Here is a 12515-nt window from a genome sequence, read left to right on the forward strand (position 1 = left end):
TGTAAAAAAGAAGCCTGTTATTGTAGTAATAACAGGCTTCTTTTTTTTATTGGAAATTATTTTATCGGTTGAAAAAACTTTTTAGCTTAAACAGTTTTTTCTCGAAAAACGACATATCTTTTGATTGAATCTTCTCGATCTGACGATTAATTATTTTTTGAATATCATCATCAAAAAATGTTTTCAATGTGTTTAGAAAATTAATGATAATGGTTCGTTGTTCTTCATTTTTCTTAGAAGACCAATACGAAGCATCGTGTATTCTATAAACGGCCAATACCTTGTCGATATATTTAATTTTTCCATGTTGCGCATTTAACATGTGCAGGAAATAATCTCCAATTGGAGCTTCAATAAAATATTTTGGAAATTCCTTAATAAGATGATTTCGATATAGTACACTTGGCGTGTGTATGAAATTGTTTTTTGCAAGTTCTTTAATAGTCGAAACTTCAGGAATTTTCTTTTTTCGATTATCTTCCTTCATTCCGCTGTTAGTCAATAAACCTACATTGCTAAAGCAAATACTAAAATCAGGATTGTTCTCTAAAAAATCGGCCTGAATTTGTAGTTTTTTATCATCACACCAATAGTCGTCACCTTCGCATAATGCGATATATTTACCGGTAGCATTGCTAAGCGCAGAAACAAAATTAGGCATCATTCCAAGATTAGTTTCGTGGTTGATATATTTTGCTTTATGTGCATTTGGGTTTTGCGCCAGAGTTTCTCTTATAACCAGATCTGTATCATCTGTAGATTTATCATTTGAAATAATCAGTTCAAATTCAAAATCAGTAACCTGCGATAAAATACTCTCAATCGCCTGTTTAATATATAAAGAGTGATTATAAGTAATCATTACAACGCTTACAAGCATAGTTTTTTAGTTAGTTTTTATTAAAAAGTTGTTTTTAATATTTTTTCACCATTAAGAGATTAAGAAAAATTAAGTTTGGTTGCTTAATGAAACTTAATTTCTTAATAGTTCAAATTATTATGTTTTTTTCCAATGGTCATATAGTATTAATTCTTCTAGACTATATAAGACATTAAAAAAAATAAGTTCAAAGGTTAATAAGCTTAATCTCTTAATGGTTCAAATTAAAATATTAAAATTAATTTTTATTAAAAAGATTTTTTACGTCTTCGATCATTCGGCTTTTTTCATTCATAACAAAGGCTCTGAAAGAGGATAATTCTTCAAAAACTTCTTCGTAATTATTCATTGCGTGATTGATAAGTTCCGTTACTTTTTCGGTTTGCATTTCATCAGCATGTAATTTATATTTTTCAGGTATTCCCAGATCTTCTTTAAAGGCAGATGTACCATCACGACCTGTTAACAAACAAACACCGGAAATTAATGCTTCTCTCGGAATTTTATCTCTTCCCGGAAAGTAACCAAAATCTAAATGCAATTTTGTTTTTCGTAAAGTATCTCTCATTTCTTCTCGTGACATTCCGCTTAACGGTATCCAATTGTATTGAGGAAGAAGATTCATGTATTTTTCAATCTTATCCAATCCTTTTTTCGGGTTGTAAGTGATAATGTTTTCTTTTGGAAAACTGTTTTCTTCGGGCAAATTTTCAAAGAAAAGCTCCGTCACATAATCACATAAATAAGCAATATCATTGTCGAGTTTTTTAGTTAGTAAAAACTCTTTTGTTCTTTGTGATTGGTACCAATGCGTAACAGTTTTATTTGGTTCAAAACGATATTCTGTATGTTTATAAGGCACAAATATTTTTCGAATCCAATTTTTTTTCTTTTCACGGCTATTCATCAAAACCTCGTAAAAATCAAGACTTAACCACCAAACTTTTTTCTGTGCCAAAGGATATTTGGCAATAAGATTGGTCATTGATTCTGGTATAATCATTATATTTTCGGCACTATCCTTTACTTTCATAACGTAGGGAACATTATAATTTTTGTAAAATGGATGTACAGGATCTTTTTTATGTTTAGAATATAACATCTTAGCATTATATCCAAGTGAATTTAAGATATAACCTAATTGATGTAACGCTTCCGGACCTCCAGTCGCTTTTTTAGGTGGACAAACGATGTATATATTTTGAGCCATTATTTTTTTATTAAATTGTCTGAGTATTATAAATTACATTATCAATCCAGCCTTCTAATGTATATTTATAAAAAATATTATCAGGTAAATTTTCATATTCTGATTCAAAAAAGGATAACGGAATATCAGGATTATCTTCGTTAATTACCAAAATATTCTTAGGATTGTAAAAATCGTAATTTACGATATCCGAATTTGTGGTAATTAGTTTTTTCTGCAATCCTATGCTCTCAAATACTCGAAATGTAAGTCCGCTTTGACCTTTTCGATTCACATCAAGTAAAACCTGCGAGCGGTTTATATATTCATTTATTTCTGATAACGGAATATGATTTGTTATAAATTCAATAGTCGAAGCTTGTTGTCTGTATTTTTTATCAAAAACAAAAAATTTGTGACTGATATTTTTTGCTTTAAGATCAGCTGTAATTCTGGAAAGAATAGGTAATCTTCTATCTTTTGAAATAATATTAAAAACCTTATATTCAAATGGTTTTTGAGGCACATTACAGCCAGAATTATAGATCCAGTTTGTAGCAGATTTTAAATTATATTTTTTGCAGTCCTCTTTTTCAAATGAAAAAACATCATCAAAATGAGGAATAACTCTAATTATTTTTGGACAACGAGAGGTATTATCATTAAAATACGCAATTGTTTTTTTTCCATATTTCTTTAATTCTAAAACACTTTTCGGATCAATAAAGTCACCTTTGATGACTAGTATTACATCTTGTATTTCATTAATTTCTTTTAGGTTTTCAAGAATTTTTTTTCCAAAATACATCGTTTTTAAGTTTTTCTTAAAAAAAGTCTTCAGAATAAAATTATGTATTCGGCAAAGAAAATTAGGATACTTGTATTCATATTTATTAAAATTAATATGATGTACATTATGTCCCTTTTGTCTTAAAGAGATCGCAATGTGATTATTAAATCCCCAATTATCATAGCTTACTAAGGTGATACGCATAAATTGTTTTTGTTGTTGAAATGTAATATTTAATGTTAAAATTAAGATTGTCTATTAGGCTGGTAATGAATGATATTTATAATATCAGATGTTTCTTAAGTTGGCGAAGATATTAAAAAGAATTTATTGTGCTTTTTTTTCAAAAAAATCTTTAAAAAATTAAAGAAAAATGTGTTTCATTTTTTATGAGCACAGGTTTTTTATTAAGATATCAAAAGCCGTTAAAGGTTGCGTGATTTTTGAAAGTTTTTTTCATGTCTTTTTAAAATTTTAATACCAAATTTGGCAAGAATGATAGCCAATACAAACTTCTAATTTTAATTTATTTTGAAATCTAAAAAATGACCAGTTATTAAGATAAAGTTTTATAAAAATCATAATAGTGTTTTTGCATTACACATAAATCATGGTTTTGTTTTACTAAATTGTACGCATTTACTTTAATATTTTCTTCTAACGAAGGATTAATTAAAATTTCAAGGACTCTTTTCGATAATGTTTCAGCATCTTTTAAGGCAGCTAAAAATCCTGTTTCTCCATCTGATACAACTTCTGGAATTCCTCCTGCTTTTGTCGAAACAACAGGGATTCTACTGGCAAATGCTTCATAAACAGTAAGCGGAAGTCCTTCAGTAATTGAGGTTGATAGAAATACATTAAATTCAGGAAGTAAATCCGGTACACTTCTAAAGCCTGTAAAAAAGATATCATTTTCTAAATCATTTTTGATCGTGTATTTAATTAAATCGTCTTTTAAAGGTCCATCACCAATAATAACAAATTTTATTGGATGACCCGTATCATTCTTTGCTTTAATTTTTTTTGCTGTATCAATAAAGGTATAGATGTCTTTTTGATTTGTTAACCCCGCAATATTCCCAATGATTTTTGTGTCAGATGAAAATTTATATTCCGCATGAAGCAGCTTTTTATTCGTATTTTGAGCAAATTTCTCTACATCAATGCCGTCATAAATAGTTATCAGGCGTTCTTTATCTAATATAATTTTATCAAAGATGGATTCAACTGCTTTAGATACACAAATAATTTTTTCAATTCTTGGATGCGAATATTTATATCTGTTTAAAAATTTCTCTTTGATACTGTTGTTTCTCTTTCGGCTTAAGATTAAAGTAGTTGATTTGTTTAAAAACTTCACTGCAATTAATCCTGCATTTAGTGCCGAAGAATCATGAATATGAAGAATGTCAATTGATTCTTTTTTGCAAATATCGATTATCGTTACTACAAGATTGAATAATTTAAAAGCGTTTTTATTATAAGTAAAAAAATTAGCATTGTCTTTTTTGCAAATTTTTGCAAGAGTAGAATTGTCAGGACATAAAATATATTGTTTTAAATCACTTTTTTCTTTTAGAAGATTATAAACCGTATACATTTGAGTATCACCGCCTCGCAGTTCAGTGATAGATGTAATATTTAATATTTTCATTAGCTGACTTACTGTTTTTTTGTGTAAAAATATAAGAAAAAATATGACTTAAATTAATAATTAGTTGTGTTTTTATTACTACTATGAATGCATTTAGTTATTTTTGAACTTTGAAAAATTACAGATACTTGCTATGGCCATACAAATAAACGAAAAATTTAAGCGCGAAGAAAAAACTATAACACAGATTATCAATGATTTTAGTGCTTCTGGTGAGCTTTTTGGCAATGGAGATCGTAATAAAATTAAGTTGTTTGATCTAAACGGAAAGAAAATTAATGTCAAATCATTTAAAATTCCGAATATAATAAACAAAGTTGCTTATAAATATTTCAGAAAATCAAAAGCAAGAAGATCTTTTGAATATGCTACAATTTTATTAGAAAAGAAAATAGGAACTCCAGAACCTATTGCATTTCTTGAAAATTTTAATGCTATTGGTTTAAAAGATAGTTATTATGCCAGCGAACATTTGATAACTGAATTGACATATAGAGAGCTTGTAGAAATTCCTGATTATCCGGATCATGACAATATATTAAGACAATTTACGAAGTTTACATTTGATTTGCACGAAAAAGGAGTGGAGTTTCTCGATCATTCTCCGGGAAATACTTTGATCAAAAAAGGAGCTGAAAATCAATATGATTTTTTCTTAGTGGATTTAAACCGAATGAATTTTCACGATTCAATGAGTTTTGAGCAACGCATGAATAACTTCAGTCGTTTAACACCGCAAAAAGGAATGATTGCAATAATGAGCAACGAATATTCAAAGTTTTATACGGAGAAAACCGAAGCTGAGATTTTCGAAAAAATGTGGCAGGCAACTGCTGATTTTCAAGAAGGATTTGCAAAAAAGAAAAGGCTTAAAAAGAAACTGAAATTCTGGAAAAAATCTTAATTTTTTGCCTTAATCTTTTTAAGTTCCTGAAAACGTACGGCAACACTCAACGCATTTAAATAGCAAATTATTATTCCTTTTTTACCATCCAGAAAACCAAAGCGAACCAGATATTGATTCAGAAATTGATAGGCAGGACGAATATAAAAATGGAAAAAATTGGGAGACGTTTCTTTTAAAATTTCTTCCTGAGCTTTTAATTGTCCGTAGAAAACCATCTTTTGTTTGTAATCGTCATAATTCGAATAGGAATGATGAACAAGCCTGTTTTTTAGCTTACCGATTCTTCCGTTTACGATTAGTTTTTCGTGAACGATTTTCTTGATATTATAACTGGCATTTTCTTTCTTGAAAAGTCTAATGATTTTATCCGTTTGCCATCCGCTAAAGCGTAATTTTTTATTTTCGAACATAAAATTTCGACGCATAAAATAAGCTGAAGCACTATTTTTCTGATGGATCACAAAACTGATTTCCTGCTGAAGTTCGGGCGTTAACCTTTCGTCGGCATCCATAAAAAGAATCCATGAATTTGAAGCCAAACTTAAAGCATAATTGCGTTGACAAGCAAAGTTGTCGAAAGAACGCTGGAAAACTTTTACATTTTTGAAAGAAGCTGCTATTTCGAAGGTCTTATCTGAACTGAAAGAATCTACCACGATAATTTCATCCGCAAAAGCCAAATGGTCGAGAACAATTTTTATGTTTTGTTCTTCATTATAAGTTATAACCAAAGCCGTTAAGAGTTGTTTTTCGGGTGAAATCATTTTGCAGAAGAGCTTAGATTTTGCTTTAGAAACAATTCGATTTTATCCTTAAAAAACTCAGGTTTAAATTCCTGATATAAAGATAAAGACTCTTTTTTGAGCATTTTCTCTGTTTTCTCTTCGAATAAATCAGGACGAAAATCTTTTAAATGTACTGAAAGATGGTGAATACCGTCTTCAAAAGTAGCCCAGATTTTCTTTTCTATCCAAGGAGAAAAAATAATAAAAGAGGATTTTTCAAGTGCTTTTGCCATATTGATTGCACCGCCATCATTACCAATTATTAAATCACATTGATTTACTAAACCAATAAAAGAGCGCAAATCTCCTCCTAATAAATCAAAATAAATTTTTTCCTGAGTGGAAGGTTTGCAAGCGTCAAAAACAATTTTTGCCTCTTCAATCTGCTTCGGAAAATAATTAAAAAGAATATTCACATCGGCATTGTCAGCAATATAATCAACTACTTTTGCCATGAATTCTAAAGGATATGTTTTTAACTTTTCACTTCCTAAAAGGCTTATCATAATGGTTTTTCGATCTTTTCGAACATTATGTTTTTCAAAAAGAGCAATGGCTTCCTGATTTTCTTTTTCAGAAACAAATAATTTAGGAATAGGATCTGTTTTTATATTTAAATCTAGAGGTTCTAATAAAGAAAGACGTCTTTCTATCGCTAAACCTAAATTGGTTTTGGGAAAAGGTTCAAACGGAACATTATCAGTATATAAAAAGGTTCTTCCGGGTTTTTTATATGAGATTTTTCTTTTGGCATTACTCATTAATACCAAAATCCAACTTTCGAGTTTGGAATAAGCGTCAATTAATAAATCATACTTTTCTTTTCGGATTTGTAAACCAAGATTTAATAATTCCTTTTTGCTTTTACGATGTTTTTCTTCGAATAAAATAATATTGTCAATACTTGAATTACCTTCTAAAACCGGAGTTGTCGAGGCATAAACCAAATAATCTATTTGAGCATCAGGATAAGCAATACGCAAATTATTGCATATTATACTGCTAATCAAAACGTCACCAATCATTTTTTGTTGAATTACAAGTATCTTCATTTAGAAAGCTTAATCATATTATAGAGCTACAAATTGAAGCAAAAAAAATCCAAATTCCAATTGTTAAGATTGGAATTTGGAATTTAAAATATTAGAATTTAAAATTTAAACCGCAACGTCGTATTCACGAAGTGCATTATTTAATGAAGTTTTTAAATCTGTAGATGGTTTACGTGTACCAATAATTAAGGCACATGGAACCTGAAACTCACCGGCAGCGAATTTTTTAGTATAACTTCCAGGAATTACAACTGAACGTGCAGGAACAAAGCCTTTCATTTCAACAGGCTCATCACCAGTTACATCGATAATTTTTGTTGAAGCAGTCAAACAAACGTTAGCACCAAGAACAGCTTCTTTACCAACATGAACTCCTTCTACAACAATACAACGAGAACCAATAAAAGCACCGTCTTCGATAATTACCGGAGCAGCTTGCAATGGCTCTAAAACTCCACCAATGCCAACACCACCGCTTAAGTGAACATTTTTACCAATTTGAGCACAACTACCAACAGTTGCCCAAGTATCAACCATAGTTCCTTCGTCTACATAAGCACCAATATTTACATAACTTGGCATTAAAATTACACCGCTTGAAATATAAGCTCCGTAACGTGCAACAGCGTTTGGTACTACACGAATTCCTTTTTCAGCATAACCTCTTTTTAGCAACATTTTGTCGTGATATTCGAAAATACCTGATTCCCATGTTTCCATTTTTTGAATTGGGAAATACATTACAACTGCTTTCTTAACCCATTCGTTTACTTGCCACTTATCACCAACTGGTTCAGCACAACGTAATTTTCCTGCATCAACCAATTCGATTACCTCTCTAATGGCATCAGTTGTAGTAGTTTCTTGTAATAAAGCTCTGTTTTCCCAAGCTTGTTCAATTATAGTTTGTAAAGAATTCATATGATTTAATTTTTGGCAAAGATAACGTATTTGGGCAAAAGCAAAAAAGTAAAACCTTTGTAAAATGTTACAGATATAACTTTTTGTTTTTAATTTGATAAATAAAATTTTGACTAATAATGATAAAATTTTCAAATAACTTCCTCTAAAAGTTTTTTTAATATCAAAATATGACAAAAATCAGATTTTGAATTTTTTCTTCTCTCTAATTTCGCGGCACGATTCCGGAACTACTTAATAATTCGGAATTATAAAATACCATTCCAAAACAAATCATTATAATCAGTAAAAAATGAATCAAGAAAATCAACTGCAAAACCGAATTCCAGTTATTGATAAAGAAGTCTCGTGGGACAAAACTCAGGTAATTATGAGTAAAACAAATGCTTTTGGCATCATTGAATATGCTAATGAGACATTTGTAGACGTTTCAGGTTACGAAGATTACGAGCTAATGGGGCAGCCACACAATATTATTCGCCATCCGGATATGCCAAAAGTTATTTTTAAAGTGCTTTGGGAAAATCTTAAAAGTGGAAAAAACTTCCACGCGATTGTAAAAAATTTGGCCAAATCCGGCAGATATTACTGGGTAATTACTGATTTTGAAATTGCAAAAGATGAAAACGGTGTAATTGTAAATTATTTTGGACGAAGACAATCTGTTCCGCAAGAAGTGATTACGCAACATATTATTCCTTTATATAAAAAGCTTTTGCAAATTGAAGCAGCAAGCGGAGTAGAGTTTAGTGAAAAATATTTGATTGGATTTCTCGAAGAAAAAAAGAGAACCTATGTCGAATATATTAAGGAGTTGATATATGAACATGAAAAAGGGCAATCGAAGTTTTCTCAGTATGTAGCAGCAGAAGAGGAGGAAGAGGAGGAAAGAGGTTTTTTCAGAAGATTATTTAATAGGTAAAATTAATTGTATTTTTTTTAGTTTCAGATATTTGGGTAAAAGTCCGTTTTGAGTTTTCAAAACGGATTTTTTAATTCATATAGATTTTGGCTTGGAAAGTTAAATCCAAAAAAGGTGATGTGTGAAAAAAGCTTATATTTGTAGTATAAATGAAAGTATTATGGAAGCGATTAGATTAGAATTTCAGCCAGAAATTAAAGAAAAAATCTTAAAATTATTAAGTTCATTTTCTTCAGATGAATTGAAAATAGTTGAAGAAGATACTTTTGTTGATCCTAATTTTGAGAGAAATAAAAGAAAACTTGAAGTTACGGCGGCTAAAATTGATAATGGTACAGTGAAGCTTTATACGTTTGAAGAATTAGATGAAATCTTAGAAAAAACTATTTCAAAATATGAAAGTTAGTTTTACCGAAGATTTTATGATGGAACTTAAAGAATTATTAAAATATATAGCTAAAGATAAACCAATTGCTGCGAAAAAATTTAAAACAGATCTGCTTAAAAATTTAAAAAAGGATTTAGTAAATCCTTTTCTCTTTAAAAAATCTATTTACTTTAAGGAAGAAAAGTATAGAGATTATGTTTTTAAAGGTTATACTACAATTATCAGAATAGAATCTGAATTAGAAATAGTTTATATTATTGGTATTTTAAAACATAAAGAATTATTTTAAAGTAAATTTGCTAAAAATTCAAAAATGCCAAGAATCCTCTCCATAGACTACGGACAAAAACGCACCGGAATTGCCGTTACTGACGAAATGCAGATCATTGCATCAGGTTTGACTACGATTCCCACAACTACTGTAATTGATTTTTTGAAAGATTATTTTGCCAAAGAAAAAGTCGAGGCAGTTTTAATTGGCGAACCTAAACAAATGAACGGTCAGCCTTCAGAAAGTGCTTCAATTGTTAAGGGATTTGTAACGCATTTTTCTAATATTTTTCCGGATATGAAAGTCGTTCGTGTTGATGAACGCTTTACTTCAAAGATGGCTTTTCAAACCATGATCGATAGCGGACTGAGTAAAAAGCAACGTCAGAATAAAGGTTTAATTGATGAAATTTCGGCTACAATAATGCTTCAGGATTATCTTTCTTCAAAACGTTTTTAATTTTTTTAACGTTCAAAGCCCTAGTCTTTTATTTTTTAGAAAAACATAACTTTTATCATGTAATTTTAGTTTTTTTTTGCAATTATAAAAAGTACCTTTGCATTTTAAAAACAATACTGTTATGCCTAATGAAACAATACGTTCTAATAGTGAAGTAGTACTTATTGGAGCGGGAATTATGAGTGCCACTCTGGGAGTAATTTTGAAAGAATTACAACCTGACATAAAAATTGAAATTTACGAAAGATTAGATGTTGCTGCTGCCGAGAGTTCTGATGCTTGGAATAATGCAGGAACAGGACATTCAGCTTTTTGTGAGCTAAATTACACTCCGGAACAGGCTGACGGAAGTATTGATCCTAAAAAAGCAATAAGTATAGCAGAATCTTTTGAGATTTCTCGTCAATTCTGGTCTTATTTAGTGCAGGAAAATAAAGTACCATCTCCCGATAATTTTATTAAAAGTGTTCCTCATATGAGTTTTGTTTGGGGAGAGAAAAATGTAGAATATCTTAAAAAGAGATTCGAAGCATTGCAAAGCAATCCTATTTTTTCTCAAATGGAATTTAGTTCTGACTTCGAAAAGCTGAAAGAATGGATGCCGCTTGTAATGGAAGGTAGAGAAGCTAATGAAAAATTAGCAGCTACTCACATGGAAATTGGTACTGACGTTAATTTTGGGGCTTTGACAAGAAGTATGTTTAATTATTTAGAGAAACTAGATGGTGTTAAACTATACTTTAATCATGAAGTAACAAAATTAAAACAACGTGAAGATAAAACGTGGAGAATTAAAGTTACTGATATTGCAACAGGTGACAAGCGAAAAGCTTATACTAAATTTGTTTTTATTGGTGCTGGTGGTGGTTCATTGCCCTTATTAGAAAAAGCAAATGTTCCTGAAGGAAATGGTTATGGCGGTTTTCCGGTAAGCGGACAATGGTTAAAATGTACCAATCCGGAAGTAATTGCTAAACATCAGGCAAAAGTTTACGGAAAAGCTAGTGTTGGAGCGCCTCCAATGTCTGTTCCTCATATTGATACTCGTGTAATTGATGGAGAAAAAGCATTGCTTTTTGGGCCTTTTGCAGGATTTTCGACTCGTTTCTTAAAAAATGGTTCTTATTTAGATTTACCATTATCTATAAAAGCAAACAATTTAATTCCGATGTTATCAGCGGGATTTCATAATATTCCATTAACTAAATATTTAATTGACCAGGTACGTCAATCTCCAAAAGACCGAATGAAAGCTTTACGCGAATATTTGCCAACAGCACGTTCTAAAGATTGGAAATTGGAGAAAGCGGGACAACGTGTTCAGGTAATTAAAAAAGATGAAAAGGAAGGTGGAGTTTTAGAATTTGGTACAGAAGTTATCAATACACACGACGGAACTCTTGCAGTATTATTAGGAGCTTCTCCGGGAGCATCCACTGCAGTTGCCATTATGATAGATTTGGTAAGCAGATGTTTTACAGACCAAATTAAAACACCGGAATGGGAAGCAAAAATGAAAAATATGATTCCTTCTTACGGACAAACTTTAAATGATAAACCAGAGTTTTTAGCAGAACTTAGAAAACATACTTCTGAAGTTTTGAAACTAAATAATTAGAAAATTTGAATCTCAATTTCTAATCAGAGAAAATAAAGGGCTTAGTTTTGAAAATAAACTAAGCCCTAATTGTTTAAAATAAAAATCAAAAATATGGGAATTTCTAAAATAAATGAACCGGCTGCTTTAATCTTAATTGACATTCAAAAAGGATTTGACAATATTGAATATTGGGGTGGAGAAAGAAATAATTTGAATGCTGAAGAAAATGCAAGTCAAATATTGAATCTTTGGAGAGAAAATAAACTTCCTGTTTTTCATGTTCAGCATTGTTCCTCTAATCCAAATTCATTGCTTAATGAGAATAATGTTGGAAATGAAATTAAAGAATTAGTTAAGCCAATTGATGGAGAAGTAATCATCAGGAAAAATGTAAACAGTGCATTTATTGGGACAAATTTAAAAGAACAATTAGATAGCGCTAATATTAAAACTCTTGTGATTTTAGGATTAACAACAGATCATTGCGTGTCAACAACAACCAGAATGGCAGGTAATTTTGGATACGAAACATTTGTGATTTCAGACGCAACGGCAACTTTTAATAAAAAAGGTTTAGATGGGCAAAATTTTTCGGCGGAGTTAATGCACGAAACAGCACTTGCCAGTTTAAATGAAGAATTTGCAACAGTTATAACAACAGATTTCCTGAAGCAAAATATTATTTAAGATAAAT

The 12515-nt window shown here is 30.3% G+C and carries 14 protein-coding genes; 7 read left to right on the top strand and 7 right to left on the bottom strand.

All coding sequences use genetic code 11. From position 1 onward, the window contains the following. Positions 1-61 precede the first annotated feature (61 nt). From EAH81_RS05105 to EAH81_RS05120, 4 genes are all read right to left on the bottom strand, one after another. Entirely contained in the window at positions 62-880 is an 819-nt protein-coding gene (locus EAH81_RS05105; protein WP_140504477.1) for a glycosyltransferase, read from the bottom strand. Between the two features lie 238 nt (positions 881-1118). Then, complete coding sequence (locus EAH81_RS05110; RefSeq protein WP_140504479.1) at positions 1119-2090, bottom strand: hypothetical protein; 972 nt, start codon at positions 2088-2090, stop codon at positions 1119-1121. Between the two features lie 10 nt (positions 2091-2100). Beyond that, positions 2101-3063, bottom strand: coding sequence for a hypothetical protein (locus EAH81_RS05115; protein WP_140504481.1), 963 nt, complete (start codon positions 3061-3063; stop codon positions 2101-2103). Between the two features lie 352 nt (positions 3064-3415). After that, the gene (locus EAH81_RS05120; protein ID WP_140504483.1) at positions 3416-4516 is read right to left on the bottom strand and encodes a glycosyltransferase family 4 protein; all 1101 of its coding nucleotides are present in this window, start codon (positions 4514-4516) and stop codon (positions 3416-3418) included. Positions 4517-4649: 133 nt separating this feature from the next. On the opposite strand from EAH81_RS05120, the gene EAH81_RS05125 reads away from it, so the two are divergent. Beyond that, a complete protein-coding gene (locus EAH81_RS05125; protein ID WP_140504485.1) occupies positions 4650-5420 on the top strand; it encodes a Kdo domain containing protein in 771 nt (256 codons plus the stop codon). Here EAH81_RS05125 and EAH81_RS05130 read toward each other — a convergent pair. From EAH81_RS05130 to EAH81_RS05140, 3 genes are all read right to left on the bottom strand, one after another. Next, entirely contained in the window at positions 5417-6187 is a 771-nt protein-coding gene (locus EAH81_RS05130; protein WP_140504487.1) for a glycosyltransferase family 2 protein, read from the bottom strand. The two genes, EAH81_RS05125 and EAH81_RS05130, sit on opposite strands and share 4 nt — an antisense overlap. Beyond that, positions 6184-7260: a glycosyltransferase family 9 protein gene (locus EAH81_RS05135; protein ID WP_241676512.1), complete on the bottom strand. Its 1077-nt coding sequence runs from the start codon at positions 7258-7260 to the stop codon at positions 6184-6186. Before EAH81_RS05135 ends, EAH81_RS05130 begins: the two co-directional genes overlap by 4 nt. A 105-nt stretch (positions 7261-7365) precedes the next feature. Beyond that, a complete protein-coding gene (locus EAH81_RS05140; protein WP_026982140.1) occupies positions 7366-8181 on the bottom strand; it encodes a 2,3,4,5-tetrahydropyridine-2,6-dicarboxylate N-succinyltransferase in 816 nt (271 codons plus the stop codon). Positions 8182-8473: 292 nt separating this feature from the next. Between EAH81_RS05140 and EAH81_RS05145 the strand changes: the two genes are divergently transcribed. From EAH81_RS05145 to EAH81_RS05170, 6 genes are all read left to right on the top strand, one after another. Further along, positions 8474-9103 carry a PAS domain-containing protein gene (locus tag EAH81_RS05145; RefSeq protein WP_140504489.1) on the top strand — a complete coding sequence of 210 codons (630 nt, stop codon included), beginning with the start codon at positions 8474-8476 and terminating at the stop codon, positions 9101-9103. A gap of 121 nt (positions 9104-9224) precedes the next feature. After that, positions 9225-9509 (top strand): hypothetical protein, encoded by a 285-nt coding sequence (locus tag EAH81_RS05150; protein WP_241676513.1) that lies wholly within the window; start codon positions 9225-9227, stop codon positions 9507-9509. Then, entirely contained in the window at positions 9499-9780 is a 282-nt protein-coding gene (locus EAH81_RS05155) for a type II toxin-antitoxin system RelE/ParE family toxin (RefSeq protein ID WP_140504491.1), read from the top strand. Before EAH81_RS05150 ends, EAH81_RS05155 begins: the two co-directional genes overlap by 11 nt. 24 nt (positions 9781-9804) lie before the next feature. Continuing rightward, positions 9805-10221 (top strand): Holliday junction resolvase RuvX, encoded by a 417-nt coding sequence (gene ruvX / locus EAH81_RS05160; protein ID WP_140504493.1) that lies wholly within the window; start codon positions 9805-9807, stop codon positions 10219-10221. 121 nt (positions 10222-10342) lie between these two features. Beyond that, complete coding sequence (locus EAH81_RS05165; protein WP_140504495.1) at positions 10343-11839, top strand: malate:quinone oxidoreductase; 1497 nt, start codon at positions 10343-10345, stop codon at positions 11837-11839. A 93-nt stretch (positions 11840-11932) separates the two neighbouring features. Further along, on the top strand, positions 11933-12508 hold the full coding sequence (locus EAH81_RS05170) for a cysteine hydrolase family protein (protein WP_140504497.1): 576 nt from the start codon (positions 11933-11935) through the stop codon (positions 12506-12508). The last annotated feature ends 7 nt before the right edge of the window (positions 12509-12515 follow it).

The sequence above is a fragment of the Flavobacterium pectinovorum genome (assembly GCF_006438875.1).
Lineage (GTDB): Bacteria > Bacteroidota > Bacteroidia > Flavobacteriales > Flavobacteriaceae > Flavobacterium > Flavobacterium pectinovorum_A.

What these genes read in the sequence shown, in the direction of transcription:
- EAH81_RS05105 (WP_140504477.1), bottom strand. Translation starts at nt 880, where the DNA reads ATGCTTGTAAGCGTTGTAATGATTACTTATAATCACTCTTTATATATT.
- EAH81_RS05110 (WP_140504479.1), bottom strand. Translation starts at nt 2,090, where the DNA reads ATGGCTCAAAATATATACATCGTTTGTCCACCTAAAAAAGCGACTGGA.
- EAH81_RS05115 (WP_140504481.1), bottom strand. Translation starts at nt 3,063, where the DNA reads ATGCGTATCACCTTAGTAAGCTATGATAATTGGGGATTTAATAATCAC.
- EAH81_RS05120 (WP_140504483.1), bottom strand. Translation starts at nt 4,516, where the DNA reads ATGAAAATATTAAATATTACATCTATCACTGAACTGCGAGGCGGTGAT.
- EAH81_RS05125 (WP_140504485.1), top strand. Translation starts at nt 4,650, where the DNA reads ATGGCCATACAAATAAACGAAAAATTTAAGCGCGAAGAAAAAACTATA.
- EAH81_RS05130 (WP_140504487.1), bottom strand. Translation starts at nt 6,187, where the DNA reads ATGATTTCACCCGAAAAACAACTCTTAACGGCTTTGGTTATAACTTAT.
- EAH81_RS05135 (WP_241676512.1), bottom strand. Translation starts at nt 7,260, where the DNA reads ATGAAGATACTTGTAATTCAACAAAAAATGATTGGTGACGTTTTGATT.
- EAH81_RS05140 (WP_026982140.1), bottom strand. Translation starts at nt 8,181, where the DNA reads ATGAATTCTTTACAAACTATAATTGAACAAGCTTGGGAAAACAGAGCT.
- EAH81_RS05145 (WP_140504489.1), top strand. Translation starts at nt 8,474, where the DNA reads ATGAATCAAGAAAATCAACTGCAAAACCGAATTCCAGTTATTGATAAA.
- EAH81_RS05155 (WP_140504491.1), top strand. Translation starts at nt 9,499, where the DNA reads ATGAAAGTTAGTTTTACCGAAGATTTTATGATGGAACTTAAAGAATTA.
- ruvX (WP_140504493.1), top strand. Translation starts at nt 9,805, where the DNA reads ATGCCAAGAATCCTCTCCATAGACTACGGACAAAAACGCACCGGAATT.
- EAH81_RS05165 (WP_140504495.1), top strand. Translation starts at nt 10,343, where the DNA reads ATGCCTAATGAAACAATACGTTCTAATAGTGAAGTAGTACTTATTGGA.
- EAH81_RS05170 (WP_140504497.1), top strand. Translation starts at nt 11,933, where the DNA reads ATGGGAATTTCTAAAATAAATGAACCGGCTGCTTTAATCTTAATTGAC.